The organism is Variovorax sp. GW821-FHT10D07 (assembly GCF_059415325.1).
Genome location: NZ_JBWKMZ010000005.1, coordinates 140,426 through 165,294, shown reverse-complemented (window position 1 = coordinate 165,294; position 24,869 = coordinate 140,426). Strand labels below are relative to the sequence as shown.

Genomic DNA, 24,869 nt, shown 5'->3' with positions numbered 1-24,869 from the left:
CGACCCCGGCGCTCGGAAGTGCCCTAAGTCATGGGACGAACCAGCGGTCGGCCCACTGGTTGAGCGGCTTCAGCCGCCGCACCAGCTCGGCGCCCGACTCGGTCAGCGCATAGCCCGCGTCGACCAGCGCCACGATTTCGGTGGCGCGCAATTCCTTCAGGCGATCGTTGAGCACCGAGGGCGACATCTCGCCGCAGCTGGTGCGCAGCGCGCGAAAGCTCTGCGGCTGGCCGTCGCGCAGCTCCCACAGCACGCGCAGGGTGCCCTTGCGGCCGAGCTGCTCGAGCAGCCGCATGACGGGACGGCGGTGCACCGTGGGGGCTTCGGCGGGATCGTTCTCTTGCATGGTTCGGCGGGCGAGTCGCGTGCGTTACTGCGCTACGCATTTCGTAGCGATAGACTGGATCATCGCTACGGATTTCGTAGCGATTTCAAGCCATTCTATGCAAGGAGTCCCCATGACTGCAGAGACCGCGCCCCGCATCCCGCCGCTCGAGGCGCCCTACCCCGAAGGCATCGCCGAACTGCTCACGCGCATGACGCCACCGCAGGCCCCCGAGGTGCTGAGCCTGTTCCGGGTGATGGCCGTGAATCCCCGGCTCGCCGAGCGCACGCTCGAGCTGGGCCGCCACTTCCTCGGCCGCAAGGCCTCGATCTCGCTGCGCGAGCGCGAGCTCGTGATCCTGCGCGTGTGTGCGCGCTGCGGCGCCGAGTACGAATGGGGCGTGCACTGGAGCGGCTTCGCCGACGCGGCCGGCCTCGGCGAGGCCGAGCGGCGCGCGACCGCCGAGCGCGATGCGGACCTGGGCGCGCTGCAGCCGCGCGACGCCCTGCTGCTGCGCATGGTCGACCAGCTGCACGACACGGGCGACATCGACGATGCGCTGTGGCTCGCTCTCGGCGAGCACTGGGACCATGCGCAGTGCCTCGAGCTGATGATGCTCGCGGGCTGGTACCACGCGGTGAGCTACGTCTGCAACGCGGCGCGCGTGCCGCTCGAGCGCTGGGGCGCGCGCTGGTAGCTCAGGCGTTGTTCTTCTCGGCGCGCATCAGGCGCAGCCCGTTCGCCACCACCAGCAGGCTCGCGCCCATGTCGGCGAACACGGCCATCCACATGGTCGCGCTGCCGAACACCGCGAGCACGAAGAACACGCCCTTGATGCCGAGCGCCAGCGTGATGTTCTGCCACAGCACCGCATGCGCGCGGCGCGACAGCCGGATGGTCTCGGGAATGCGGCGCAGGTCGTCGTTCATGATGACCACGTCGGCGGCTTCCATCGCGGTGTCGGTGCCGGCGCCGCCCATCGCGAAGCCGATGTCGGCCTGCGCGAGCGCGGGCGCGTCGTTGATGCCGTCGCCGGTCATGGCGGCCATGCCGTAGCGCTGCTGCATCGCCTTCACGGCATCGAGCTTCTCCTCGGGCAGCAGGTTGCCGCGCACGTCCTCGATGCCGGCATGCGCGCCGATGGTCCGGGCGGTGGCGGCGTTGTCGCCGGTCAGCATCACCGGCACCACGCCGAGCGCGCGCAGTTCGGCGACCGCGGCCTGCGACGAGGGCTTGATGGTGTCGGCCACCGCGAACAGCGCGAGCACCGCCTGTTCCGAGGCCAGCAGGGTGACGGTGCGGCCGGCTTCCTCGTGGCGCTTCAGCGCGGCCTCGATCGCGGGCGTGCACAGGCCACGTTCCTCGATCAGCCGGTGGTTGGCCAGCGCATAGCGTTGGCCGCCGTGCACGGCTTCCACGCCACGGCCGGGCAGCGCGGCGAAGTCCTGCACCTCCTCGAGCGCATGGTCGACCGACTTCAGTCCCTCGGCGATGGCCTTGGACACCGGGTGGTCGGAGCGCCCCGCGATGCTGGCCGCGATGGCGAGCACGGCCGCGTCGCCGCCGGCCGTGGCGCCGAGCACCTCGGACTCGACCAGCCTGGGCTTGCCCTCGGTGATGGTGCCGGTCTTGTCGAGTGCCACCGCCTTGAGCTTGCGCGCCTCCTCGAGGTAGGTGCCGCCCTTGATCAGGATGCCGCGCCGCGCGGCCGAGGCCAGCGCGCTCACCACCGTCACCGGCGTGGAGATCACCAGCGCGCAGGGGCAGGCGATGACCAGCAGCACCAGCGCCTTGTAGATCGCCTCGAGCCAGGTCCAGCCCATGGCCCAGGGCGTGAACAGCGCGATGGCCAGCGCGATCGCGAACACGGCCGGCGTGTAGATCGCGGCGAAGCGGTCGACGAAGCGCTGCGTGGGCGCGCGCGTGCCCTGCGCCTCCTCCACCGCGTGGATGATGCGCGCCAGCGTGGTGTTGGCGGCCACCGCGGTGACGCGGAACTCGAGCCCCGCGGTCTGGTTGATGGTGCCGGCGAAGACGGTGTCGCCCACGGTCTTGTCGACCGGGATGCTCTCGCCCGTGACCGGCGCCTGGTCGATCGCGCTGCTGCCGGCCGTGACCACGCCGTCGAGCGCCACGCGCTCGCCGGGGCGGATGCGCACCACCGCGCCCAGCGGCACCTCGCTCGCGGCCACGGTCTGCCAGCCGCCATCGGGCTGGCGCACCTCGGCCTGCTCGGGCGCCAGCGCCAGCAGGCTCTGGATCGCGTTGCGCGCGCGGTCCACGGCGCGCGCCTCGATCAGCTCGGCGATCGCATAGAGCGCCATCACCATCGCGGCCTCGGGCCACTGGCCGATGAAGAAGGCGCCGGTCACGGCCACCGCCATCAGCGCATTGATGTTGAGCCGGCCGCGCACCAGCGCCGCGAAGCCCTTCTTGTAGGTGTCGAGGCCCGCGAGCGCGATGGCCGCGAGCGCGAGCCCCATCTCGAAGACCATGAAGCCCCGGCCCTCGAGCGCGAGGAAGGAGACGGACTCGGCGCCGATGGCGAGCACCAGCGCCGCGACCAGGCGCGCGAGGCCGGCGCTCTTCCAGCCCGCGGGCTCGATGCTGCGCGCCGCCCCCGGCGCGGGCGCGGCCACCGGCTCGGGCTTGAAGCCGGCCTTGCGGATCGCCGCCAGGGCCTCGGCCAGCGCCGCTGCGTCGGCGGTGATCGCCATCGTGCGTTCGCCGAGCCGGAAGCGCAGCGCGCCGATGCCGGCCACGGGCTCGAGCGCGCGGCGGATCTCGGACTCCTCGACCGCGCAGTCCATGGTGGGAATGCGGAACAGCGTCGCGCCTTTGGGCAGGTCGGCCGGCTCCGGCGCCGACACGAAGGCCGACACCGAGGCCGAGCCGCAGCCCGTGTGGCTGCAGCAGGCGTCGTGCGCGGGCGGCGCGGCCGCGGACGCATGGCCGTGATCGTGCGCGTGGCCATGGTCGTGGCCGTGCGCGTCGGCGGGCGCCGTGCCCCCCCGAATATCCCTGTCGAGCGTGTTCTGGTTCGTCATGGGCTCGATTGAAAACCCTGAAGCAGGTGTAGAGTCAAACGCAGTTCCCCCACCCGCTGGCGGGGCTTCGCCGACCACCACGGCCCGGCCCGCCCGCCAGCCCTTCATCCATCTGCCGCATCATGAAAATCGGTGATCTGGCCAAGGCCGCGAACACGCCCGTCGAGACCATCCGCTACTACGAGCGCGAAGGCCTGCTGCCCGCGCCCGCGCGCACCGAGGGCAACTACCGCATCTACGGCGAGGACCACGCGCAGCGCCTGGGCTTCGTGCGCCGCTGCCGCTCGCTCGACATGACGCTCGACGAGATCCGCAGCCTGCTGAAATTCCGCGATGCGCCGCAGGAGGACTGCGGCGAGGTCAACCAGCTGCTCGACGACCACATCGGCCACGTGGCGGCGCGCATCGCCGAGCTGCGCACGCTCGAGAAGCAGTTGAAGGCGCTGCGCCAGCAATGCGGCGGCGCCGATTCGGCCCAGCCCTGCGGGATCATCCAGGAGCTCGACGCGGTCGCGCTCGAGCCCGAGGGCTTCGGCCAGCACGCGGGCCACGTGCACGGCGCGCTGCACGCGCCCGCGCGGCGCTAGCGCTCGCGCGCGAAGCCTCCGAAGAACGCGGCCGCGTTCCGTTCGAGGCTGTCGAGGTGGTAGCCGCCCTCCTGCACGATCAGGGTCGGCAGCTTCAACCCGCCGATCGCCTCGCCCAGGCGGGCGAAGCCCGGCGTGGTCACCGCGACGCGCGACTGCGGATCCTCGTGGTAGATGTCGAAGCCCAGCGCCAGCACCAGCGCATCGGGCTGGTAGCGCCGCAGCGCGCGGGCCGCCGCGTCGAGCCGGTCGAAGAACAGCGCCTCGCTGGCGCCATGGGGCATCGGCAGGTTGAGGTTGAAGCCCAGGCCGGCACCGGCGCCGCACTCGTCCTCGTGGCCCGCGACCACCGGGTAGAAATTGGTCGGGTCGCCATGGATCGAGACGTAGAGCACGTCGGCGCGCTCGTAGAAGATCTCCTGCACGCCCTGGCCGTGGTGCATGTCGGTGTCGAGCACCGCCACGCGCGCATGCTGCGCGCGCAGCGCCTGCGCCGCGATGGCTGCGTTGTTCAGGTAGCAGAAGCCGCCGGCGCCCTCGGCGCGCGCATGGTGGCCGGGCGGGCGGCACAGCGCATAGGCCTCGCGCTCGCCCGCCAGCAGCGCCTGCGCGCCGGCCAGCGCCGACTGCGCGGACCCGTAAGCCGAGCGCCAGGTCTGCGCGCCCACGGGGCAGCTGCCGTCGGTCAGGTAGCGCGCGGCCTGCGCGAGCACGCCGCGCAGCGCGTTGCCTTCGCGCACGTAGATGTTCGACATCACCTCGTCGCCCCAGTCGGGGCCCACGGCCCGCCACTCGGCATGGGCCTCCTCGAGGAAGCGCAGGTAGTTCATGCCATGCACGGCCGCGAGCGGCGCGGTGCCGTGGTCGGCGGGCTCGCGCACCTCGAAGCCCAGCGCGCGCACGGCTCGCAGCAGCCGCAGCGCGCGCTCGGGCACCTCCTGCGGCGTGCGCATGCGGCCGCGCGAGAGGTAGCTCTGCGGATGGTGCTTCAGTTGCTCGGGATGGAAGTAGGTCAGCATCGGAATCGGGTCGGTGTCGTTGCGGGATCAGTGCTCGGGCGCGCCGGCATCGGCGCGGCGGTGCTTGAGCGCATCGAGCGCCACCACGCAGAGCAGCGACACGCCGGCCAGGCCCGTGAAGAAGACGGCCAGCGGCCACCACTGGCCGACGAAGCGGTGCGCCAGGTAGGTGCCCACCAGCGGCGTCAGGCCGCCCGCGATCGCGCCGCAGACGTGGTAGCCGATCGAGATCGCCGAGTAGCGCACGCGCGTCGGGAACACGCCGCTCACGAAGCCCGCGATCACCGAATAGAAGCTCGACAGGCAGACCACCGCGAGCGCGATGCCCAGCACCATCGACGGCACGCTGGCGCCCTGCACCAGCAGGAACATCGGATAGGGCGAGAGCATCGCGAGGAAGGCGCTGAGCTTGAGGAAGCGCGCGCCGCCGATCTTCTCGGCCAGCAGCGCGGCCAGCGGCTGCGCCACGAACTGGATGATCGCGACCAGGAACAGGCAGTCGAGGATCACCGACTTCGTCACGCCCAGGTAGGTGGTCGTGTAGGCGATCATGAAGGTGTTGGTGAAGTACACGCCGGCCACGCCGAGCGTGTTGGCGCCGATGCACAGCGCCACCAGCAGTCCCGAGGAACGGAACACCTCGGCAATGGGCAGCTTCACCGTGAGCCGCGAGCGCTTCTCCTGTTCGAACTCGGGCGACTCGTGCACGCCGAGGCGGATGCAGGCGCCCACCAGCAGCAGCACGGCGCTGGCCAGGAACGGCAGGCGCCAGCCCCACGAGAGGAAGTCGGCCGGGTCCATGGTCGAGACCAGGCGGAACGCGACCAGCGAGAGGATCAGCCCGGCCGGGCTGCCGAGCTGCGCGAACGAGGCGAAGAAGGTGCGGCGGCCCTTGGGCGCGTGTTCGCCGGCCATCAGCACCGCCCCGCCCCATTCGCCGCCGACCGCGATGCCCTGCACGACGCGCAGCACGATCAGCAGCACCGGCGCCAGCACGCCGATCTGGCCGTAGGTGGGCAGCAGGCCGATGCAGACGGTGGCGATGCCCATCATCACGATGGTGGCCATCAGCGCCTTCTTGCGGCCGATCCGGTCGCCGATGTGGCCGAAGACCACGGCGCCCAGCGGTCGCGCGAAGAAGCCGACGGCGAAGGTGCCGAACGAGGCCATCGTGCTCAGAAACGGGTCCTGCGAGGGGAAGTACAGCGCGCCGAAGACCAGCGCGGCGGCCGTGGCGTAGATGTAGAAGTCGTACCACTCGATCATGGTTCCGACGAAGGCCGCGGCCGCCGCGCGGGCGGGTTGACGGACCGGGGCGGCGGACGGCATCGAGGCCGCCGGGTTGGCTGTGTTCAAGGTGTCTCCTCCGGGTGCCGCGGCGAAGGCCGCAGGCGAGCCCGGACTATCGTCAGCGCCCAAATATCAGTCAAATTTCTGTTTTTTATTTTTCACATAAGTTGAGCTAATCTTGAAGGCGGAGAACCCCCGCCCATGACCTCGCCCACCCTCGACAAGGCCCGCTTCCTCAACGACCGGCTCGACTGGAACCTGCTGCGCACCTTCCTCGTGATCGTGCAGGAGCGCGGCGTGAGCCGGGCCGCCGCGCGCCTGCACGTCACGCAGCCCGCGGTAAGCCAGGCGCTCAAGCGGCTCGAGGAGTCGCTGGATTGCCGCCTGATCCAGCGCCACGGCGCGCGCTTCGAGCCCACGCGCGCGGGCGAGGAGGTGTTTCGCATCGCGAGCGACATCTACGGCCACGTGTCGCGGCTGGAGAGCGAGCTCGACGAGCGGCGCGACGAGGTCGCGGGCTCGGTGCGGCTGCTGTCGCTCAGCCGCATGCAGTCGGCCGTCTACGACCAGTTCCTGGCCGACTTCCACCAGACCTATCCGCGCATCGAACTGCAGATCGAGGTCATGCGCTCCTCGGACATCATCTCCTCGCTGCTGCAGAAGACCGCGACCGTCGGCCTCGGGCTGTGCCGCGCGCCCGACGAGCGGCTGAACCTGCGCTGCTTCATGCGCCAGCGCTATGCGATCTTCTGCGGCCGCCACCACCGGCTGTTCGGCCGCCACGGGCTGACGACGAACGACCTGCTGGCCGAGAACTTCGTCTCCTTCACCAGCGACCAGCTCGGCGACAGCCTCTCGCCGCTCACGGTGTTCCGCGACACGCGCGGCTTCACGGGCCGCATCGTGGCCGCCTCGTCGAGCCTGGACGAGGTGCGGCGCATGATCTTCGCGGGCTTCGGCATCGGCTGCCTGCCCGAGCACATCGTGCGCGAGGACCTCGCGCAGCAGCGCCTGTGGCGCCTGCCGCCCGACGAGGGCGTGACCGACGTCGACATCCAGCTGATGTGGCTGCGCGCGCGCAAGATGAACGCCGCGGAGCAGGCCTTCCTCGAGGCCATGGAGCGCACGATGCAGCGCTACTCGCTGACCGAGCGGCTGAGCATGGTGCCGGGCTGAAGGCCCGGCCCGGCGCTCATTCGCAGAGCTTGATCCAGCGCTGGAGCCGACCCGCCACGCGCGCGGTGTTGAGCCGGGCGACCGAGCCTTCCATGTCCTCGCCGCCCTCGACCTGGCACAGCAGCACCACCTCTTCGCGTGCGACGCCGGTGCCGAAGAATCCCTCGCCATCGAGCTGTGCCATCGCGGCGATGCAGGCCTCGAAGAGGCCGTCGTGCAGCACGTCGAAATCGACGCCGCAGGGCAGGTCCTCGCGATGGCAGGCCAGGATCATGCGGTAGGCGATGTCGAAGAACTCGCCGCCATCGTCGTGGGACCACTCGCCGGAGCTCCAGATCTCGCTCTCGTCCTCCATCTCGCCCGGTTCGCCCAGGGCGAGGTCGCTGGCGGCATGCACGATGGTCATCGCGCTCTCGTCGCTGCCCAGCGCGAAAAGCCGGAAGGTCCGCTCGGGCTCGGCCGCGCGAATGGCCCCGAAGGCGCGGCGCGCGCCCTCGCGAATCTCGTCCGTGAGCAGCGCGAAGTCGACGCGGGCCGGGTCGTGGATGCCCTGGCGCACCCGCACGTAGCCCTGGGCCTCGATCTCGCGGCCGCGCTGCGCCAGGGCCTCCTCGGCGGCCTGGGGACTGGCGAACTCGGCGACGCTGGAGCGCCCCCAGGTCTGCACCTTGCCGCTCGCGGCCCACAGCGAATTGCCGAACTGGCGCAGCTCGTGGAAGTCTGTGGGCCGCTCGTCCTCGAAACGATGGAACAGCGCCCAGCTCACGTCACTTCCCCACCAGCTGCGTGAGCTTCTCGGCCTCGAAGCACTCGTCGCGCGCCGCGTCGCCGGGCACGCAGTCCTTGGTGCCGGGATGGGCCGAGAGCTTCTCGATCGCCTGCCACAGCAGCGCGATCTGGTGCTCCTGGCTCGAGGCGTTGTCGATCAGGCCGCGCATCGCCTGGCTCAGCGGGTCGTCGTCCTGCGTGATGCCGTAGGCGCTGAATTTCTGCGGCACGGTCACGTCGGCGCTCTCGCCGGCCTTCGAGGGGATGATGCGCGCCGGGATGCCGACCGCGGTCGCGCCGGCCGGCACCGGCTTGATGACCACCGCGTTGCTGCCGATCTTGGCGCCGTCGCCCACCACGAAGCCGCCCAGCACCTTGGCGCCGGCGCTCACCACCACGTTGCGGCCCAGCGTCGGATGGCGCTTGGTCCCCTTGTAGAGCGAGGTGCCGCCCAGGGTCACGCCCTGGTAGATGGTGCAGCCGTCGCCGACCTCGGCGGTCTCGCCGATCACCACGCCCATGGCGTGGTCGAAGAACACCTCGCGGCCGATCTTGGCGGCCGGGTGGATCTCGATGCCGGTGAGCCAGCGCGCCATGTGCGCGATGAAACGCGCGGGCCACTTGAAGCCATGGTTCCAACAGGCATGCGCCCAGCGATGCAGCACCACGGCATGCAGGCCCGGATAGACCGTGAGCACCTCCCAGGCGCTGCGCGCGGCCGGGTCGCGTTCGAGGATGCACCGGATGTCGGCGCGCAGGCGAGAGAACATCGCTGCCTTCGGATATTTTGGTTATGACGATGGGGGCCGCGCAGTCTATAGCCGGCCCTCATCGCGTACGGGCGATGGGGTTTTAGGTCCGCTCAGCGCCGGATCTTGCCGGCCGCAGCCTCGCTCATCGCCTTGGCGATGCCGCGCAGGATGTGGATCTCCTCGGCCGTGGGCTGGGCCCGGTTGAACAGCTGCTGCAGCCGCGGCATCAGCTTCTTGGGCGCCTCGGGGTCGAGAAAGCCCACCTCCACCAGCGAGCGCTCCCAGTGCTCGAGCATGCCGGCCACGGCCTGGGCATCGGCCGCCGGCGGCGGCGCCACCGCGTCGCGCACCTCGAAGCCGCCGAGCGCGAGCCGCCATTCGTAGGCGATCACCTGGATCGCGGCGCCGAGGTTGAGCGAGCCGAAGTTCGGGTCGGTGGGAATGCTCAGGGCGACATGGCAGCGGTAGACGTCCTCGTTGCGCATGCCGAAGCGCTCGGAGCCGAACAGGAAGGCCACGTGCGCCTCGCCCTGCGCGGCCAGCGCTCCGAGGTGCTCGCGCGGGGTGCGCGTGGGCGGGCCGAAGTCGCGCGGCACCATCGCGGTGGCGCACAGGTGGGTCACGCCGTCGAGGGCCTCGTCGAGCGTCTCGACGATGCGCGCATTGGCCAGCACGTCGAGCGCGCCGCTCGCGCGCTGGATGGTTTCCTCGCGCCGCAGCACGTTGGCCCAGCGCGGCGCCACCAGCACGAGTTCGCCGAAACCCATGGTCTTCATGGCGCGGGCGGCGGCGCCCACGTTGCCGGCGTGGCTGGTCTGGATCAGGATGAAACGGGTGCGCATGAAAAGGGGTGGGGAGACAGGGACCGGCCGAGCCGTTAAAATCCCCCGATTCTCGCCGCCCGCATCGCCGGGCCGGTTTCCGGGTCCTTCAGGGTCCCACCCCCAGTTCTTCCAGTCAGTCAGGAACGACAGCCGTGGCCACCCGGGCCTTTGCCGGGTCCGCGCAGGCGTTCCGCTCACGCTCACAATTCAGAATGTCGTCCCCCAACCTGCATCCCATGCTCAACGTGGCCGTGAAGGCCGCTCGCGCCGCCGGCGCCATCATCAACCGCGCCGCGCTCGACGTCGAGGCCGTGCGCATCTCCCAGAAGCATGTGAACGATTTCGTCACCGAGATCGACCACGCGAGCGAGCAGGCCATCATCGAAACGCTTCTCACGGCGTATCCGGGGCACGGCATCCTGGCCGAGGAATCGGGCTCCGAGCACGGCGCCAAGGATTCCGACTACGTCTGGATCATCGATCCGCTCGACGGCACCACCAACTTCATCCACGGCTTCCCGTTCTACTGCGTGTCGATCGCGCTGTCGGTGCGCGGCAAGATCGAGCAGGCCGTGGTCTACGACCCCACGCGCAACGACCTGTTCACCGCCACCAAGGGCCGCGGCGCCTATGTCAACGACCGCCGCATCCGCGTGTCCAAGCGCACCCGGCTGTCCGAATCGCTGGTGGCCACCGGCTTCCCGTTCCGCACCGGCGACAACTTCAAGCAGTACCTGGCCATCATGGCCGACCTGATGCCGCGCATGGCCGGCCTGCGCCGCCCCGGCGCCGCCGCGCTCGACCTCGCCTACGTGGCGGCCGGCTTCACCGATGCCTTCTTCGAGACCGGCCTCAACCCCTGGGACGTGGCGGCCGGCTCGCTGCTGGTGACCGAGGCCGGCGGCCTGATCGGCAACTTCACGGGCGAGCCCGACTTCATCGACCAGCGCGAATGCCTGGCCGGCGCGCCGCGCATCTACGGCCAGCTGGTGCCGCTCTTGGCCAAGTACTCGAAGTTCGCGAGCGTCGACGACAAGCTGCGCGCCAGCGACCGCGTGCGCGCGATCGCCGCCGCGAGCAAGCCCCAGACCGAGGGCTCGGACTACATCTACGCGCGCAGCACCGTGACCGAGATGGGCCCGGCCGAGGACGACCAGAACGCGGAGGCACCCGCCGCCACCGCCGCCCCGGCCAAGCGCAAGCTCACCCGCATCCGCCGCGACGCCCCCGCCGCCACCGGCCCGTTCGAGGGCGACGCTTCCGCCAAGTGATGGCAGGGGCCCGCGCCATCGGCGGCGAGACCCAGGCCTCGGTGCTGCAGCAGCGCCTGCGCGCCGCGCTGCGCATCGCGCTGAGCCACTACGTCGCCAGCGGCCTCACGGTCGCGCTCGGCCTGCTGTTCATCTCGGGCGGCGTGCATTTCTGGCTCGGCACCATCGCGGCCTCCTCGGCCGCGGTCGGCGTGATCGTCACCGCGCCGCCCGACCTGCCGGGCCCGCGCCGCGGCAAGTTCTGGCAGATGCTGCCGGCGCCGCTGATCGGGCTGCCGCTGTTTTTCGCCGTGCAGCTGCTGCACGCCGCGCCGATCCGGCTCGGCCTGCTGCTGGTGCCGGCCACCTTCTTCGCCTTCCTGGCCATGGCCTGGGGCAAGCGCGGCATCCCGATCGCGATCGCCGTGATGTTCTCGATGATCTTCTCGATGGCCACGCCCACGCCGCACGGCATGGCCGAAGCCATCGAGCGCACCTGGCACTTCGGCCTCGGCGCCGGGCTGTACGTGGTGTGGTCGGTGCTCGCCAACCTGATCCTCAACACGCGCTTTCGCGTGCAGTCGGTGGCCGACGTGCTGTATTCGCTGGCCGCGCTGATGCGCACCGAGGCCAGCCAGTTCACGCCCAAGGACGAGACCGGCGACGTGCGCGAGACCCCCGCGCCGATGCTGGGCCGCCTGCTGCGCGAGCAGGCCGCGCTGGCCGACCAGCTGCAGGCCACGCGCGACATCGTGCTCGAGTCGCCGCGCACGCCGCGCCGCCAGCGGCTGGCCGCGATGCTGGTGATCGTGCTCGAGATGCGCGACCAGCTGCTCGCGAGCGAGCTCGACCTCGATGCCCTCAAGACCCACCCCGCCCATGCCGATGCGCTGGTCGAGATGCGCTGCGTGCTCGAGGAACTGGCCGAGGACACCATCGCGCTGGCCGACGCGCTGCTCATGGGCCGCCACCCGCACCTCGTGGCCGACCGCCGGCCGCGCCTCGCGGCGATCCACGTCGACGGCGAGGATTCGGCCGGCCACCCGCATCCCATGCTGCCCGGCCCCAACGCCGCCATGCTCGCGCGTGGCCTCGCGAGCCGCATCGGCCACATCAACGACGAGGTGCTGCGCCTGTCGGCCATGGCGCGCGGCGACGCCGAGCCCAACCTCGCCGTGGTGCGCGCCAACTGGCAGATGTTCGTGAGCCCCACCGACTGGTCGTGGCGCCCCTTCTTCACCCTGTGGCGCTGGGACGCGCCGCCGCTGCGCCACGCGATCCGCGCCGCGCTCGCGATCGCGGCCGGCTACGCGGTCGCGGTGTCGATGCCCTGGGGCTCGCACGATTACTGGATCCTGCTGACCATCGTGGTGGTGCTGCGCGGCAGCCTCTCGCAGACGCTGGAGCGGCGCAACCACCGCGTGGCCGGCACCCTGCTGGGCTGCGTGCTCGCGGTCGGGCTGCTGTCGGCGCACCTCTCGGCGCTCGGGCTGCTGGCCGTGCTCACCGTGGCGCAGGCCATCGCCCACAGCTTCGCGGTGCGGCGCTACCTGATCACCGCGGTGGCCGCCACCGTGCTGGGCCTGCTGCAGGCCCACATGCTCAACACCGGCGCGGCACCGCTGTTCGCGCTGTTCGAGCGCATCGCCGACACGCTGATCGGCGCCGCGCTCGCCTGGGCCTTCTGCTACGTGCTGCCCTCGTGGGAGCGCGGCCAGATCCCGGCGCTGGTGGCGCGCGTGCTGACCGCGCAGGCACGCCATGCGCGGCTCGCGCTCGGCCTGGGCCAATTGCAGACCGTCGACAGCAGCCCCGAGCTCGAATGGCGGCTGGCGCGCCGCGAGGCCTTCGACAGCCTCTCGGCACTGGTGCAGGCCACGCAGCGTTCGCTGTCCGAACCGCGCGCGGTGCAGCCGCCGGTCGAGCCGCTCGAGCACCTGCAGGCCCACAGCTACCAGCTGCTGGCGCAGCTCAGCGCGGTCAAGTCGATGCTGGTGCTGCGGCGCGACCGCCTCACGCCCGGCGAGGTCGAGGGGCCGCTCGCGCGCACCACGCAGCGCATCGAGGCCGCGATCGGCGCGGTGCCCACCTCGGGGCCCTCGCAGCCCGAGAGCACGGCCTCCACCGCCGTCGGCGGCCCGATCCCGCTGCCCGATCCCTTCGACAACGACATCAGTCCCTGGCTGCTGCGCCGGCTCGACCTGGCGACCGCGCTGTCGACCCAATTGCGAGACGATGCGGCCCGGATCCTCCAGGCATTGAACGAACAGGAAGCTTCGGGACTCGCATCGGCATGACCCTGTTGCAATCCATCCTCTCCCATCCCTGGTTCGGCACCTGGCTGGCCGCCGTCATCGCTATTCCCGTCGCCCTCGCCGTGCACCGCATCGGCGGCATGGTGCTCAAGCGCATCACGCGCCCCGCGCCCGCCATCCATGCCATGGTGCTGGCCTGCCATGCGCCCGCGCGCGTGGTGCTGCCGCTGATCGCGCTGCAGATGGTGTGGCAGGCCACGCCCGAAGACCTGCGCTACATCGCGAGCGTGCGCCACCTCAACGGCCTGCTGCTGATCGCGGCCACCACCTGGCTCGCGCTCAAGGCCATCGGCGGCTTCGCCGACGGCGTGCTCGCGCAGCATCCGTCGGACGTGGCCGACAACCTGCAGGCGCGCCGCGTGCTCACGCAGACCCGCGTGCTCGCGCGCACCGCCATGACCGTGGTGGTGGTGGCCGGCGGCGCGATGATGCTCATGACCTTCCCGGGCGCGCGCCAGGTCGGCGCCAGCCTGCTGGCCTCGGCCGGCGTGATCGGCATCGTGGCCGGCCTCGCGGCCAAGCCGGTGTTCAGCAACCTCATCGCCGGCCTGCAGCTCGCGCTCGCGCAGCCGATCCGCATCGACGACGTGCTCGTGGTCGAGGGCGAATGGGGCCGCGTCGAGGAGATCACCGGCACCTTCGTCGTGCTCAAGATCTGGGACGAGCGCCGGCTGATCCTGCCGCTGACCTACTTCATCGAGAAGCCGTTCCAGAACTGGACCCGCCATTCGTCGCAGATCCTCGGCTCGGTGTTCGTCTATGCCGACTACGGCATGCCGCTGGCACCGCTGCGCGCCGAGGTCGAGCGCATCGTGAAGGCCTCGCCCGAATGGGACGGCCGCTTCTTCAACCTGCGCGTGACCGACGCCACCGAACGCACCATGCAGATCCGCGTGCTGTGCACCGCCGCCACCTCGGGCCTGGCCTTCGACCTGCGCTGCAACGTGCGCGAGGGGCTGATCGACTTCATGCAGCGCGAGTACCCGCAGCACCTGCCGAAGGTGCGCGTGGGCAACGACCATCCGGCCGAGCGCGAGCCCGGGCCGCTGCAGCCGCAGGCCGTGGCCTGAGCGGCCTCCTTCGTCCCGAGCGTGCCGCGTTGAAGCCCGATCCCGAACCCAGAGGCCCGCTGGTACGCGCCCTGCTCTATGCCTTCGCCGTGCTGTGCCTGGTGCTCGGGCTCATCGGCGTGGTGGTGCCGGGCATGCCGACCACCGTCTTCATCCTGCTGGCCGCCTGGGCCGCGGCGCGCAGCTCGCCGCGGCTGCATGCCTGGCTGCTCGGCCACCGCATCTTCGGGCCGCTGCTGCACAACTGGGCCCACGGCCGCACCGTGAGCCGGCGCGCCAAGTGGAGCGCCACCGTCACCATGGCGCTGTGCGCCGTGATCATCTCGTACACCGCGCACCGGGCCTGGACCGCTGTGCTCGCGATCGGCTGCATGGCGGTGGTGCTGGCCTGGCTGTGGTCGCGGCCGCTGCCGCCGCCCTGATCGGCGTACGCCGCGGGCTCAGGGCCGCAGCGGTGGCCATGCGAGGTTCGTGAACGCCCGCAGCAGCCACTCGACGGGCCCGTAGGCGAAGCGCCCCATCCACCAGCGGCTCAGCGGCAGCTGGCAACTGAAGATCGCGAAGGCGATTCCCATCGCCGCGAGCGGCGGCGTCGCGCCGATCCAGCGCAGCCCGTAGGCCAGGAACAGCCACGCGCACACGGCCGACTGCAGCAGGTAGTTCGACAGCGCCATGCGCCCCGCGGGCGCGAGCCAGCCTTCGAGCACGCGGCCGCGCGGCGTGCGGAACAGCAGCACCAGCGCGCAGGCATAGGCGGCGCTCAGGAACGGTGCCGTGAGCAGCGTGGCCGAGAGCCCGAGGAAGTCGCGCACCGAGCCATCGACGCGCATCGCCGACTGGGCATAGAAGGCCGCGCCCGGCAGTCCCACCACCAGACCCCAGGCCAGCATGCGCCGGAACAGCGGCAGGTGCGCGCCGGTATCGGCCAGCAGCGCATGCCGCCCCGCGACGAAGCCCGCGAAGAACATCGCGAGCGCCGTCGGTGCCTGCACCAGCGCCGTGAGCCACCAGATCTGCGACAGCTCGCGCAGGTGCTGCACGATGACCGTCATCGGCGTGCCGCGGTAGGCCGCCAACGCGGAGACGGCTTCCGCATAGGCGCTGCGCAGGTCCATCGGGCCGCCGCCCAGCGCGAACGACAGCAGCGCGCTGAAGGCCGCCCACAGCAGCGCGGTGCCCACCACCAGCGCGATGCCGGCGCCCAGCAGGAAGCGGTCGCCGCGCCGGTGCAGCATCAGCAGCACCATGCCGATCACGCCATAGGTCGTGAGGATGTCGCCCTGGTAGAGCAGCACCCCGTGCGCCACGCCCAGCAGCCACAGCCCCAGCAGCCGGCGCGCCATGCGCGGCGCGAACGCGCGGCCTGCGCGCTGCGCGGCCTCCTTCTGCAGCAGGAAGCTGTAGCCGAACAGGAACGAGAACAGCAGGTAGAACTTGGTCTCGAAGACGAAGGTGCGCACGAACACCGCGAGCCGCTCGGGCAGCGAGTTCGCGAGCGGATCGGGCAGCCCCATGCCGTAGTAGGTCGAGGCGAAGGTCGCGATGTTGACCACCAGGATGCCCAGCAGCGCGAAGCCGCGCAATGCATCGACCGTGGTCTGGCGCTGCGGCGCATGAGGCGCGGGTGGCGCGGGCGGTGAGGAAGGCGCTTCGGCCTCGTCCATTCCCTGCATGCGGCGCTCAGGCCACTGGCGCGCGCTTCGGGTCGGTCACCGGGCAGTGGCCATGCACCTCGAGCAGCCGCACCAGGTCCTCGGAGCTGCGCGCCTTGGCCCAGTCGCGTTCGGTGTCCGTGATGCCCACCACGTGCAGGAAATCGAACTTGCCCGAGTCGAGCTGCGCCGTCGCCGGATAGTGCTTCGGCTGCGCCAGCAGCACGTGGCGCAGCGCCGACGCGGCCTTCTGCCCGATCGGCCCGCCCAGCGGGATGCGGTCGCCGTAGTCCAGCGGCGGCTTGTCCTCGCCGAAGCGGCCATGCGCGAGCAGCACGTTGTAGGCCAGCAGCTTCTGCAGCAGCTTGATCGGCCAGGTCTCGCCGGCCTGCGACGGCACCTCGAGCACCAGTTCGGAGCCGATCCACGAGTAGTCCTCGGGGTCGTAGTCGGCGGGCTCGCCCTCCCAGGGCGTCGATCCGCCCGAGGTCACGTAGAGCCAGGAGTTGCGCACGGGCGTCGGCTCGAACTCGAACACGCCCAGGTGCAGCCAGCGCGGATCGATGTCCTGCGCGCCCAGCGCCGAGAAGTCATCGGCGCCCAGCACGAAGATGCCCTTGCGCTTCTCGCCGAAGAGCTGCGGATAGAGCACTTCCTCGCGGTATTTCCAGACTTCTTCCATCGAGCTCATCGGGCTGCTCCTCGTGGTTTGCCGACCGGGTCTCGGTCTCGGGCCATTCTGCCCCGCGTCCAAGACAGAAAGTGACTCAGGCCGTCGCGCCGGTGGCCTTTAACGGCCGGTCGACCAGCGTGTCGGCGAAGGTGCCGAACCAGCAGACGCGGCCGTACTGGCTGAACGAATAGAGCCCCACCGTGTGGGGATCGCGCTCGAAGCCGGCCGGCAGCGGATGCGGCACGACGCGCCGTTGCAGGTGGCTCTTGATCAGGTAGTCCACTTGCCGAACCGCGAGCTCCTCGTTGCCGGCCGATGCCCACACACGCGGGATCCTCAGCCGTCCCTCGCCCATCTCGAACTCGGCCACGAAAGCCAGCGCGGCCGTCCAGCTGCGCGCGAAATAGAGGCGGCCGCCGTAGAGATAGATGTCCCACTTCTCCTCCATGGCCGAGGCCTTGAACAGCACGCCTTCGGTCGGAGACTCCTTCGAGTCGTAGGCCAGGCTGCATTCCAGTGCTACGGGCTGCGCGGGAAGCTGGCCGATGTGGGCCGAACCCGGGTCCGTCCGCCCGGCCGAGAACTGGGCCGCGATGCCCGGGTCCTTCGTGGTGGAGATCATCGACCGCGCGAAGGCCGCGCAGTCGTAGCCCTCGAAGACGAACGGATTCGCTGGATCGTCGGCGGACAGCAGCCGCACCGCCTCGTCGGGCGGGGCGGGGGCCTGGGGCGCCGCCGCTGCCGGCGCTGGGGTTGGTGTGGGCGCCTGCGTGGTTACCGCCGCCGGTCGCGCGCCGAACAGCGCCTTGATCTTCTCGAACATGATGTCCTCTTCTCTCGTTGGATCCCGGTGCCCGGTCTCAACGCACCGCGTGCCTGCCCCGGTCCGCCTTCGGCAGCACCGCCTGCGCCACCATGCGCTCGGCCCGCTCCTGCAAGCGATGCAGCGCCGCATCGAAGCGCTCGGCCTCGCCGGCATCGAGCGCGCCCATCAGCTCGCCGTTGATCGCCGTCACGAGCGGAAAGAGCGCGTCGTACAGCGCCTGCCCGCTGTCGGTGAGCCGCAGCTGCACATGGCGCCGATCGCCCGCGCGCGCCACGCGCGAAAGCAGTTTCTTTTCGACCAGCGAGCCCACGGCCTTCGAGGTGCGCGCGCGGTCGAGCTGCGCATGCTCGGCCAGTTGCGAGGAGCCGAGCTCGCCGCGGCTCGCGAGCGTGGCGATCAGCCGCCATTCGCGGCGCGTGATGCCGAAGCGGCCCTCGCACAGGCGGATCACCATGCTGCCGGCCACCGCGAGCAGGCGCGAGAGGCGGTAGAGCAGCAGGTCGTCGAGCGGGCGGCGCGGCAACGCGAGGCTGGCGTCCTCGGCCGCCTTGATGGTGGCCTTGGCCGTCTTGCGAGCGGTCGCTTTCACGGGCACATCGATGGGCTGGGGCATCGCGCTCGGGTTAATCCGGGGAATGGTTGATTTGATCAATCGACTGTAGCGTCTCCAGAATCGTCCGCAGCCGCGGGACCACGCCCCGCCGACCCGGCGCCTTTCGGAGACTTCGCCCCATGCCTTCCCGCCCCTCGCACGCTTCCCACCTGCCCGCCCCCGGCCGCCGCCGGCTGGTCGCCGCGCTCGGCGGCCTCGCGCTCGCGCCCGCGCTGTCGCGCGCCCAGGGTTTCGCGCCGGGCCAGCCGATCAAGGTGCTGATCGGCGTGCCCGCGGGCGGCACGCAGGACGTGCTCACGCGCGCCATCGCGCACGAGGTGCGCGACAGCCTCGGCCCGCTGATCATCGACAACCGCTCGGGCGCGGCCGGCCGCATCGCGGTCGAGACGGTCAAGACCGCGGCGCCCGACGGCCACACGCTGCTGCTGGGCACGGCCGGCATGATGACCATGTTCCCGAGCGCCTACCGCAACCTCTCGTACGACCCGATTAAGGACTTCGTGCCGATCCTCAACGCGGCGCGCTTCGAGCTCGCGCTGGTGCTCAACAAGGACGTGCCCGCGAACACGCTGCCCGAGTTCATCGCCTGGGCCAGGGCGCAGGGCGACAAGGCCAGCTTCGCCTCGTACGGCGCCGGCACGCCCTCGCACTTCCTCGGCGAGATGCTCAACCGCGCGGCCGGGCTGAAGATGGTGCACGTGCCCTACCGCGGCTCCACGCCCGCGCGGCAGGACGTGATGGGCGGCACCGTGCCGGTCTACTTCGACACCGTGGGCGGCGCGCAGCAGATGCTGCCCTCGGGCCGCGTCAAGGTGCTGGCCACCAGCGGCGAGAAGCGCTCGCCGCTGATGCCCAACCTGCCGAGCTTCGTCGAGGCCGGCTACAAGGACGTGGTCGCCACCGCCTGGTTCGCCTACTACGCGCCGCTCAAGACGCCGCAGCCCGTGGTCGAGAAGCTGCGCGCCGAGTTCGCGCGCGCCGTCAACAAGCGCGAGGTGCGCCAGATGCTGCTGCAGAACGGCATGTACCCGGTGGCCGACACGGGCGACGCGCTCGTGAAGACCATGCGCGAGGACACGGCACGCTGGGCCGGCATCATGAAGGCCGTGAATTTCCAGGCCAACGACTGAACCCCATTACATGAAACGCAAGGAGGAACCCATGCAACCCACGCACCCGATCACCCGCCGCCTCGCCGGCCTGATGGCCATCGCCGGCCTCATGACGGCTCTGACGGCCCTGACGGCCACCGGCGCCGCCGCGCAGGCGCTCGACGGCCCGCTGCACATCGTCGTCGGCTATGCGCCCGGCGGCGCCACCGACCGCGTCGCGCGCATCGTCGGCGACAAGCTCGCGCCCAAGCTCGGCGTGCCGGTCATCGTCGACAACAAGCCCGGCGCGGGCGGTCGCCTCGCGGCGCAGCAGGCCAGGGCCACGCCCGCGAACCAGAACGTGCTGATGCTCGCCAACCCCGCCGTGATGGTGGTGGCGCCGCTGGTGTTCAAGGACAACGGCTACGACCCCGAGCGCGACTTCGTGCCGGTCTCGCACGTCAACGACTACGACTTCGCGCTCGCCGTATCGCCCACGCTGCCGGTGCGCGAGCTCAACCACCTGCTGGCCTGGATGCGCGCCAATCCCAAGCAGGCCAACGTCGGCGTGCCGGCCACCGGCAGCCTGCCGCACTTCTTCGGCCTCATGGTCGGCGAGAAGGCCAAGGTCCAGACCCAGGTCATCGGCTACCGCGGCTCGGCGCCGCTGCTCAACGACCTGATCGGCGGCCAGGTGCCGATCGCGGTCGACACCGAGGACGTGGTGATCCCGCAGCACGAGGGCGGCAAGCTGCGCATCCTCGCGATCTCGGGCGCCAAGCGCTCGCCCTTCGCGCCCTCGGTGCCCACCTTCAAGGAAGCCGGCCTCGACCTCTCGGCCAGCGGCTGGAACACCTTCTTCGCGCCCGCCACCATGCCGCGCGAGAAGGTCGAGCGCCTCGCCACCGCGATCCGCGAGGTGATGCAGGACCCCGACACGGTGCGCAAGTTCACCGACTCGAAGATGACGCCGGTGGTCAGCACCCCGGCGCAGACCGCCGCGATGCTCAAGGCCTACCGGCTGCAATGGGGTCCGGTGGTGCAGAAATCGGGCTACCAGCCCTGACCTTTTTCCCGGCCCTGCAGGCCCTCGAGACACCATGACAAGACCCAACATCATCTTCATCGTCGCCGACGACCTCGGCTATGCCGACCTCGGCTGCTACGGCGGCCGCGACGCCGTCTTCGGCCCGGTCTCGCCGGTGCTCGACGGCCTGGCCGCCAAGGGCCTCAAGCTCACGCAGGGCTACGCGAACTCGCCCGTGTGCTCGCCCACGCGCTTCGCGATGATCACCGCGCGCTACCAGTACCGGCTGCGCGGCGCGGCCGAGGAGCCGATCAACAGCAAGAGCCGCGGCAGCAGCACGCTGGGCCTGCCGGTCGACCATCCCACCCTGCCCTCGCTGCTCAAGGACAGCGGCTACCGCACCGCGCTGATCGGCAAGTGGCACCTCGGCTATCCGCCGAGCTTCGGCCCGCTGCGCTCGGGCTACGAGGAGTTCTTCGGCCCGATGTCGGGCGGGGTCGACTACTTCACCCACTGCGACTCGAGCGGCCGCCACGACCTCTGGTACGGCGAGGAGGACAAGCAGGAAGAGGGCTACCTCACCGACATCCTCTCGAAGCGCGCCGTCGACTTCGTCGAGCGCATGGCGCAACAGCCCTCGGAAGAGGCCAAGCCCTTCTTCCTGAGCCTGCACTACACCGCGCCGCACTGGCCGTGGGAAACGCGCGACGATGCCGACAAGGCGCCGCTGGTGAAGGACAACCTGTTCGACCTCGCGGGCGGCAACATCCACGTCTACCGCCGCATGATCCATCACATGGACGAGGGCATCGGCTGGATCATGGCCGCGCTCGAGAAGCACGGCATGGCCGAGAACACGCTGGTGGTCTTCACCAGCGACAACGGCGGCGAACGCTTCTCCGACAACTGGCCGCTGGTCGGCGGCAAGATGGACCTGACCGAAGGCGGCATCCGCGTGCCATGGATCGCCCACTGGCCCGCCGTCATCGCGCCCGGCGGCGAGAGCGCCCAGCACTGCCTGACCATGGACTGGTCGGCCACCATGCTCGACGCGGCCGGCGTGCAGGCCGACCCGGCCTATCCGCTCGACGGCGTCTCGCTGATGCCCGTGCTGAAAGACGCGAAGCACGGCTTCCGCCGCCCGCTGCACTGGCGCATGAACCACCGCGGCCAGCAGGCGCTGCGCGACGGCGACTGGAAGTACCTGAAGGTCGACGGCAACGAGTACCTGTTCAACATCCCGTCCGACGAGCGCGAGCGCGCCAACCGCGCGAAGCAGGAGCCCGAACGGCTGGCGGCGATGCGCGAGGACTGGCTGGCCTGGAACGCGACCATGCCGCCGATTCCGGAGGATGCGACGGTGAGCCTGGGGTATTCGGTGAAGGACATGCCGCAGCGCTGAGCGCTGCGCGCTTCGATTTGTCCCGGTTGTCGTAGTCCCGCTACGACAACTCGGACAAATTCAAATGCGGGTCCGAGGCCACGCCCGCTACTCGCTCCCGGCGTCGCCGCGCGCGCTGGACATCCCCAGGCTCCACAACCGCAGCGCCACGTGGATCTCCAGCGCCCGGCTCGCGCTGCCCCAGTGCCCCAGCAGTTCCTCCACGCTCGCGAGCCGCTGGCGCACGGTGTTCACATGGATGCCCATGCGCGCCGCGGTGGTCTTCGCGTTCTGGTTGCAGTCGAAGTAGGCCAGCAGGGTCGACGTGAGTTCCGCGCCGCGCTTGCGATCATGGCTCGTGAGCGCGCCGATGGTGGCGTCGAGGAAGGTGTTGAGGCTGCCCTGGTCGTGGGTCTCGAACAGCACCGAATAGAGCGCCATCTCGTTCTGCCCGACGATGGCGCCGCGCATGCCAAGCCGCCCCAGCACGGGCAGCGCGCGGCGCAGCGCGGCATACAGCGCGGGCATCTCGGCCGGCGACTGCACCGGACGCGACAGCACGCCGCGGTAGGCATCGCCGAGCTCGCGCCGCGCGAAGGCGGTGACGGCCTCCAGCACGTCCTGCGCGCGGGTCGCGGCGCAGACGATGGCGAGGGCGCCGTCGACCTCGTCGAACACCTGCTCGGACATCGGCGCGCCGGCGCGCAGGCGCCGGGCCCAGAAGCCGGGCCGGGGCTCGGCCATCTCGACCACCATCAGCGAGATCGGCTGCGACAGGTCGAGCCCGAAGCGCTCGGCGCGGTCGCGCGTGAGCGCGGGCTCGTCCTGGCGCGGCGAGATCAGGGTGCGCAGCAGCGCCGCCACCTCGCGGCTCTTGCCGGCCTCCACGCGCTCCTGTGACAGCAGCACGATGCCGATGATGCTGGAGCTGCGCTCGAAGGTGCGCAGCGAGGTCTCGCGCAGGTCCTGGTGCCGGAACAGCAGCACGGCGCCCAGCACCTCGTTGCCGCCGAGCACCGCGATGGCGCGGCACAGCTCGCCGTCGCGCTCGTAGGCCACCACCGAGCGGCCAGCCTGCCGGCTCTCGCGCAGCGCCTTCGCGAGCGCGGCGCTGTGTTCGTCGTTCGGTGCATAAGCGTCGGCCGCCGTGCCCTCGTAGCCCGGCGCCAGCGCGCGGCCGATGACCTGGTGGGCCTCGTCGAGCACCAGCACGCCGCCGTTGAGCAGTTGCGCGATCGACTCGCACAGCGCGCCCAGCGACGCGCCCTTGGCCAGCAGCGAGGTCAGCTGCTCGTGCGCCTCGGCCGCGCCCTGCACGTCGCGCACATGCCGCTCGAGTTCGCCGCGCGCCTGGTCGGCATGCGCGAGCGCATCCTTCGCCTCCGCGAAGGCCTTGGCGTTCTCGATCGCGACCGCCGCATGCGCGGCCAGCGTGCAGAGGATCGACACGTTGAGCGCGGTGTGCGTGCGGTGGTAGCGGTCGGCCACGAACAGCAGGCCGATCACCTCGTCGTCGCGCATCAGCGGCGCGCCCACCAGCGCGGCCACGCCCTCGTCGCGGAAGATGTCGTCGAGCGTGGGGTCGTGCACGAAGCGGTTGTCGTGCAGGTAGTCGGGCGTGAAGAAGGGCAGCCGCGTGCTCATCACGATGCCCGCGATGCCGAGGTTGCGGCCCACGGTCATGCGGCCGGTGCGGTCCGAGATCGCGCCGTCGGCCACCACCACCTGGAACGCGCCGGTCGCGGTGTCGTAGACCGTGAGCCAGCACAGGTGCGAGCCCATCAGGTGGCGCGCGCGCTTCACGATGGTCTTGAGCAGGCCCGTGAGGTCGAGCCGGCCCGAGAGGTCCTGCGCCGATTCGATCACGGCGAGCATGCCGCGCTCGCGCTGCTCGTGCAGCTCGAGCCGGTTGCGCAGCGCCATCGCCATGCGCACCAGCTCGACCAGGCTGGACTTGCGCCGCAATGCATCGGGCAGGGCCTCCACGGCCGCGAGCCGGCCGGCGAATTCTTCCGCGGGCGCATTCCGGTGCAGCAGGCCGATCAGTTCGGCGGCGATCTCGTCGGCCGCCTGCTCGCTCGCATCGCGCGAGGAGCCCGCCGCGCGCGGTCGTTCGGTGGACAGGGATGACATAGGGCCGCGAAGGCTAGCAGAACGATGCGGCCATGCCCATGGGTCCGATCCCTCTCCCCTGGCGCCGCGATGGCGATCGCGAACACCGCATCACATCGACAGGGGGTTGCCAGTGTGCGCGACGCACATAGTTTTGACGCGGGGCTTTCAAGACACTGCCGATGAAGCGAGAGCGCCATGGCGCCCGCATGGACACAACGAGACACCACAGGAACCCATGAGCATCATCGATTCACTGCGGCCCGCGCCGGGCCTGCGGGTGCTGATCAGCGCGGGCGCGTCCGGCATCGGCGCGGCCATCGCGCTGGCCTTTCGCGAGACCGGCGCGCGCGTGCATGTCTGCGACATCGACCGCCTCGCGCTCGACCGCATGGCACGCGAGGCGCCCGAGATCACCTCGAGCATGGCCGACGCCTCGGTGCCCGAGGACGTGGCGCGCGTGTTCGACGACGTGGAAGGCGCGCTCGGCGGGCTCGACGTGCTGATCAACAACGTCGGCATCGCCGGCCCCACCGGCGCGCTGCAGGACCTGCAGCGCGGCGACTGGGAGCGCACGGTGGCTGTCAACCTGCACAGCCAGTTCTATTTCGCGCAGCGCGCGATCCCGCTGCTCAAGCGCTCGCAGGCCAACCCTAGCCTGATCGCGATGAGCTCGGTCGCGGGCCGGCTCGGTTATCCGTTCCGCACGCCCTATGCATCGACCAAGTGGGCCATCGTCGGCCTCATGAAGTCGCTGGCCATCGAGCTCGGCCCGCATGGCGTGCGCGTCAACGCGATCCTGCCGGGCACGGTCGAGGGCGAGCGCATGAACAGCGTGATCGGCGCGCGCGCCGCCACCGCGGGCGTGTCGGTCGAGGCCATGCGCGCCGAGTACCTGCAGAAGATCTCGCTGCGCCGCATGGTCACGCTCGACGACGTGGCGGCGATGGCGCTGTTCCTCTGTTCGAGCGCGGCCCGCAACCTCACGGGCCAGGCGATCAGCGTCGACGGGAACATGGAATACCTCTGAACGCCGACGAGCGGCCCACCCCTTTTTTTCAAGAAGCATGG

Annotated in this window: 23 protein-coding genes; 11 read left to right on the top strand and 12 right to left on the bottom strand. The window is 70.7% G+C overall.

Annotated elements, in window-relative coordinates; genetic code table 11:
- Positions 1 to 28: 28 nt before the first annotated feature.
- Positions 29 to 346 carry a winged helix-turn-helix transcriptional regulator gene (locus AC07PU_RS17635; RefSeq protein ID WP_495319128.1) on the bottom strand — a complete coding sequence of 106 codons (318 nt, stop codon included), beginning with the start codon at positions 344 to 346 and terminating at the stop codon, positions 29 to 31.
- A gap of 112 nt (positions 347 to 458) precedes the next feature.
- On the opposite strand from AC07PU_RS17635, the gene AC07PU_RS17630 reads away from it, so the two are divergent.
- Positions 459 to 1,022: a carboxymuconolactone decarboxylase family protein gene (locus AC07PU_RS17630; RefSeq protein WP_495319126.1), complete on the top strand. Its 564-nt coding sequence runs from the start codon at positions 459 to 461 to the stop codon at positions 1,020 to 1,022.
- Between the two features lies 1 nt (position 1,023).
- On the opposite strand, the gene AC07PU_RS17625 is transcribed toward AC07PU_RS17630, so the two are convergent.
- Positions 1,024 to 3,372, bottom strand: coding sequence for a heavy metal translocating P-type ATPase (locus AC07PU_RS17625; protein WP_495319125.1), 2,349 nt, complete (start codon positions 3,370 to 3,372; stop codon positions 1,024 to 1,026).
- A 122-nt stretch (positions 3,373 to 3,494) separates the two neighbouring features.
- Here AC07PU_RS17625 and cadR point away from each other — a divergent pair, with 122 nt between their 5' ends.
- Positions 3,495 to 3,959 carry a Cd(II)/Pb(II)-responsive transcriptional regulator gene (gene cadR / locus AC07PU_RS17620; protein WP_093339498.1) on the top strand — a complete coding sequence of 155 codons (465 nt, stop codon included), beginning with the start codon at positions 3,495 to 3,497 and terminating at the stop codon, positions 3,957 to 3,959.
- Here the strand turns inward: cadR and AC07PU_RS17615 are convergent.
- Both AC07PU_RS17615 and AC07PU_RS17610 read right to left on the bottom strand, forming a co-directional pair.
- On the bottom strand, positions 3,956 to 4,978 hold the full coding sequence (locus AC07PU_RS17615; protein WP_495319124.1) for a histone deacetylase family protein: 1,023 nt from the start codon (positions 4,976 to 4,978) through the stop codon (positions 3,956 to 3,958). The two genes, cadR and AC07PU_RS17615, sit on opposite strands and share 4 nt — an antisense overlap.
- A gap of 27 nt (positions 4,979 to 5,005) precedes the next feature.
- A complete protein-coding gene (locus tag AC07PU_RS17610; RefSeq protein ID WP_495319419.1) occupies positions 5,006 to 6,307 on the bottom strand; it encodes an MFS transporter in 1,302 nt (433 codons plus the stop codon).
- 162 nt (positions 6,308 to 6,469) lie between these two features.
- Here AC07PU_RS17610 and AC07PU_RS17605 point away from each other — a divergent pair, with 162 nt between their 5' ends.
- Positions 6,470 to 7,444 (top strand): LysR family transcriptional regulator, encoded by a 975-nt coding sequence (locus AC07PU_RS17605; protein WP_296795866.1) that lies wholly within the window; start codon positions 6,470 to 6,472, stop codon positions 7,442 to 7,444.
- Between the two features lie 16 nt (positions 7,445 to 7,460).
- On the opposite strand, the gene AC07PU_RS17600 is transcribed toward AC07PU_RS17605, so the two are convergent.
- The 3 genes from AC07PU_RS17600 to AC07PU_RS17590 all read right to left on the bottom strand — a co-directional run bounded on the left by AC07PU_RS17600 (position 7,461) and on the right by AC07PU_RS17590 (position 9,806).
- A complete protein-coding gene (locus tag AC07PU_RS17600) occupies positions 7,461 to 8,210 on the bottom strand; it encodes a DUF4303 domain-containing protein (RefSeq protein WP_495319123.1) in 750 nt (249 codons plus the stop codon).
- A gap of 1 nt (position 8,211) precedes the next feature.
- Positions 8,212 to 8,982, bottom strand: coding sequence for a serine O-acetyltransferase (gene cysE / locus AC07PU_RS17595; protein WP_093339507.1), 771 nt, complete (start codon positions 8,980 to 8,982; stop codon positions 8,212 to 8,214).
- A gap of 92 nt (positions 8,983 to 9,074) precedes the next feature.
- A complete protein-coding gene (locus AC07PU_RS17590) occupies positions 9,075 to 9,806 on the bottom strand; it encodes an RNA methyltransferase (RefSeq protein WP_431509603.1) in 732 nt (243 codons plus the stop codon).
- A 194-nt stretch (positions 9,807 to 10,000) separates the two neighbouring features.
- Here AC07PU_RS17590 and AC07PU_RS17585 point away from each other — a divergent pair, with 194 nt between their 5' ends.
- Genes AC07PU_RS17585 through AC07PU_RS17570 form a run of 4 tightly spaced genes read left to right on the top strand, consistent with a single transcriptional unit; the run spans position 10,001 to position 14,845 of the window.
- On the top strand, positions 10,001 to 11,059 hold the full coding sequence (locus AC07PU_RS17585; protein ID WP_296776039.1) for an inositol monophosphatase family protein: 1,059 nt from the start codon (positions 10,001 to 10,003) through the stop codon (positions 11,057 to 11,059).
- Positions 11,059 to 13,335, top strand: a complete 2,277-nt coding sequence (locus AC07PU_RS17580; RefSeq protein ID WP_495319122.1) for an FUSC family protein — start codon at positions 11,059 to 11,061, stop codon at positions 13,333 to 13,335. Before AC07PU_RS17585 ends, AC07PU_RS17580 begins: the two co-directional genes overlap by 1 nt.
- Positions 13,332 to 14,423, top strand: a complete 1,092-nt coding sequence (locus AC07PU_RS17575) for a mechanosensitive ion channel family protein (RefSeq protein WP_398492091.1) — start codon at positions 13,332 to 13,334, stop codon at positions 14,421 to 14,423. Before AC07PU_RS17580 ends, AC07PU_RS17575 begins: the two co-directional genes overlap by 4 nt.
- A 29-nt stretch (positions 14,424 to 14,452) precedes the next feature.
- Positions 14,453 to 14,845, top strand: a complete 393-nt coding sequence (locus AC07PU_RS17570) for a YbaN family protein (RefSeq protein WP_093339520.1) — start codon at positions 14,453 to 14,455, stop codon at positions 14,843 to 14,845.
- Between the two features lie 18 nt (positions 14,846 to 14,863).
- On the opposite strand, the gene AC07PU_RS17565 is transcribed toward AC07PU_RS17570, so the two are convergent.
- The 4 genes from AC07PU_RS17565 to AC07PU_RS17550 all read right to left on the bottom strand — a co-directional run bounded on the left by AC07PU_RS17565 (position 14,864) and on the right by AC07PU_RS17550 (position 18,163).
- On the bottom strand, positions 14,864 to 16,087 hold the full coding sequence (locus AC07PU_RS17565; RefSeq protein WP_495319418.1) for a DUF418 domain-containing protein: 1,224 nt from the start codon (positions 16,085 to 16,087) through the stop codon (positions 14,864 to 14,866).
- A 16-nt stretch (positions 16,088 to 16,103) separates the two neighbouring features.
- Positions 16,104 to 16,766: a suppressor of fused domain protein gene (locus tag AC07PU_RS17560; RefSeq protein WP_431509607.1), complete on the bottom strand. Its 663-nt coding sequence runs from the start codon at positions 16,764 to 16,766 to the stop codon at positions 16,104 to 16,106.
- Positions 16,767 to 16,842: 76 nt separating this feature from the next.
- Entirely contained in the window at positions 16,843 to 17,571 is a 729-nt protein-coding gene (locus tag AC07PU_RS17555) for a hypothetical protein (RefSeq protein WP_495319119.1), read from the bottom strand.
- A 37-nt stretch (positions 17,572 to 17,608) separates the two neighbouring features.
- Positions 17,609 to 18,163 (bottom strand): MarR family winged helix-turn-helix transcriptional regulator, encoded by a 555-nt coding sequence (locus AC07PU_RS17550; RefSeq protein WP_495319117.1) that lies wholly within the window; start codon positions 18,161 to 18,163, stop codon positions 17,609 to 17,611.
- 143 nt (positions 18,164 to 18,306) lie between these two features.
- Between AC07PU_RS17550 and AC07PU_RS17545 the strand changes: the two genes are divergently transcribed.
- The 3 genes from AC07PU_RS17545 to AC07PU_RS17535 are packed head-to-tail and all read left to right on the top strand — an operon-like array spanning position 18,307 to position 21,707.
- A complete protein-coding gene (locus tag AC07PU_RS17545; protein WP_495319115.1) occupies positions 18,307 to 19,317 on the top strand; it encodes a Bug family tripartite tricarboxylate transporter substrate binding protein in 1,011 nt (336 codons plus the stop codon).
- A gap of 31 nt (positions 19,318 to 19,348) precedes the next feature.
- Positions 19,349 to 20,344, top strand: a complete 996-nt coding sequence (locus AC07PU_RS17540; protein WP_495319114.1) for a Bug family tripartite tricarboxylate transporter substrate binding protein — start codon at positions 19,349 to 19,351, stop codon at positions 20,342 to 20,344.
- Between the two features lie 34 nt (positions 20,345 to 20,378).
- A complete protein-coding gene (locus tag AC07PU_RS17535) occupies positions 20,379 to 21,707 on the top strand; it encodes a sulfatase family protein (protein WP_495319112.1) in 1,329 nt (442 codons plus the stop codon).
- A gap of 87 nt (positions 21,708 to 21,794) precedes the next feature.
- Here AC07PU_RS17535 and AC07PU_RS17530 read toward each other — a convergent pair whose 3' ends face one another.
- Complete coding sequence (locus AC07PU_RS17530; protein WP_398492075.1) at positions 21,795 to 23,819, bottom strand: helix-turn-helix domain-containing protein; 2,025 nt, start codon at positions 23,817 to 23,819, stop codon at positions 21,795 to 21,797.
- A gap of 217 nt (positions 23,820 to 24,036) precedes the next feature.
- Between AC07PU_RS17530 and AC07PU_RS17525 the strand changes: the two genes are divergently transcribed.
- Positions 24,037 to 24,828: an SDR family oxidoreductase gene (locus AC07PU_RS17525; protein ID WP_093339545.1), complete on the top strand. Its 792-nt coding sequence runs from the start codon at positions 24,037 to 24,039 to the stop codon at positions 24,826 to 24,828.
- The last annotated feature ends 41 nt before the right edge of the window (positions 24,829 to 24,869 follow it).

Excerpts from the sequence above, each read along its gene's own strand:
- AC07PU_RS17545 (WP_495319115.1), top strand. The coding sequence starts at position 18,307 with ATGCCTTCCCGCCCCTCGCACGCTTCCCACCTGCCCGCCCCCGGCCGC.
- AC07PU_RS17605 (WP_296795866.1), top strand. The coding sequence starts at position 6,470 with ATGACCTCGCCCACCCTCGACAAGGCCCGCTTCCTCAACGACCGGCTC.
- AC07PU_RS17560 (WP_431509607.1), bottom strand. The coding sequence starts at position 16,766 with ATGAGCTCGATGGAAGAAGTCTGGAAATACCGCGAGGAAGTGCTCTAT.
- AC07PU_RS17535 (WP_495319112.1), top strand. The coding sequence starts at position 20,379 with ATGACAAGACCCAACATCATCTTCATCGTCGCCGACGACCTCGGCTAT.
- AC07PU_RS17525 (WP_093339545.1), top strand. The coding sequence starts at position 24,037 with ATGAGCATCATCGATTCACTGCGGCCCGCGCCGGGCCTGCGGGTGCTG.
- AC07PU_RS17590 (WP_431509603.1), bottom strand. The coding sequence starts at position 9,806 with ATGCGCACCCGTTTCATCCTGATCCAGACCAGCCACGCCGGCAACGTG.
- AC07PU_RS17575 (WP_398492091.1), top strand. The coding sequence starts at position 13,332 with ATGACCCTGTTGCAATCCATCCTCTCCCATCCCTGGTTCGGCACCTGG.
- cadR (WP_093339498.1), top strand. The coding sequence starts at position 3,495 with ATGAAAATCGGTGATCTGGCCAAGGCCGCGAACACGCCCGTCGAGACC.
- AC07PU_RS17625 (WP_495319125.1), bottom strand. The coding sequence starts at position 3,372 with ATGACGAACCAGAACACGCTCGACAGGGATATTCGGGGGGGCACGGCG.
- AC07PU_RS17630 (WP_495319126.1), top strand. The coding sequence starts at position 459 with ATGACTGCAGAGACCGCGCCCCGCATCCCGCCGCTCGAGGCGCCCTAC.
- AC07PU_RS17580 (WP_495319122.1), top strand. The coding sequence starts at position 11,059 with ATGGCAGGGGCCCGCGCCATCGGCGGCGAGACCCAGGCCTCGGTGCTG.
- AC07PU_RS17610 (WP_495319419.1), bottom strand. The coding sequence starts at position 6,307 with ATGCCGTCCGCCGCCCCGGTCCGTCAACCCGCCCGCGCGGCGGCCGCG.
- AC07PU_RS17615 (WP_495319124.1), bottom strand. The coding sequence starts at position 4,978 with ATGCTGACCTACTTCCATCCCGAGCAACTGAAGCACCATCCGCAGAGC.
- AC07PU_RS17585 (WP_296776039.1), top strand. The coding sequence starts at position 10,001 with ATGTCGTCCCCCAACCTGCATCCCATGCTCAACGTGGCCGTGAAGGCC.
- AC07PU_RS17635 (WP_495319128.1), bottom strand. The coding sequence starts at position 346 with ATGCAAGAGAACGATCCCGCCGAAGCCCCCACGGTGCACCGCCGTCCC.
- AC07PU_RS17555 (WP_495319119.1), bottom strand. The coding sequence starts at position 17,571 with ATGTTCGAGAAGATCAAGGCGCTGTTCGGCGCGCGACCGGCGGCGGTA.
- cysE (WP_093339507.1), bottom strand. The coding sequence starts at position 8,982 with ATGTTCTCTCGCCTGCGCGCCGACATCCGGTGCATCCTCGAACGCGAC.
- AC07PU_RS17565 (WP_495319418.1), bottom strand. The coding sequence starts at position 16,087 with ATGGACGAGGCCGAAGCGCCTTCCTCACCGCCCGCGCCACCCGCGCCT.
- AC07PU_RS17540 (WP_495319114.1), top strand. The coding sequence starts at position 19,349 with ATGCAACCCACGCACCCGATCACCCGCCGCCTCGCCGGCCTGATGGCC.
- AC07PU_RS17530 (WP_398492075.1), bottom strand. The coding sequence starts at position 23,819 with ATGTCATCCCTGTCCACCGAACGACCGCGCGCGGCGGGCTCCTCGCGC.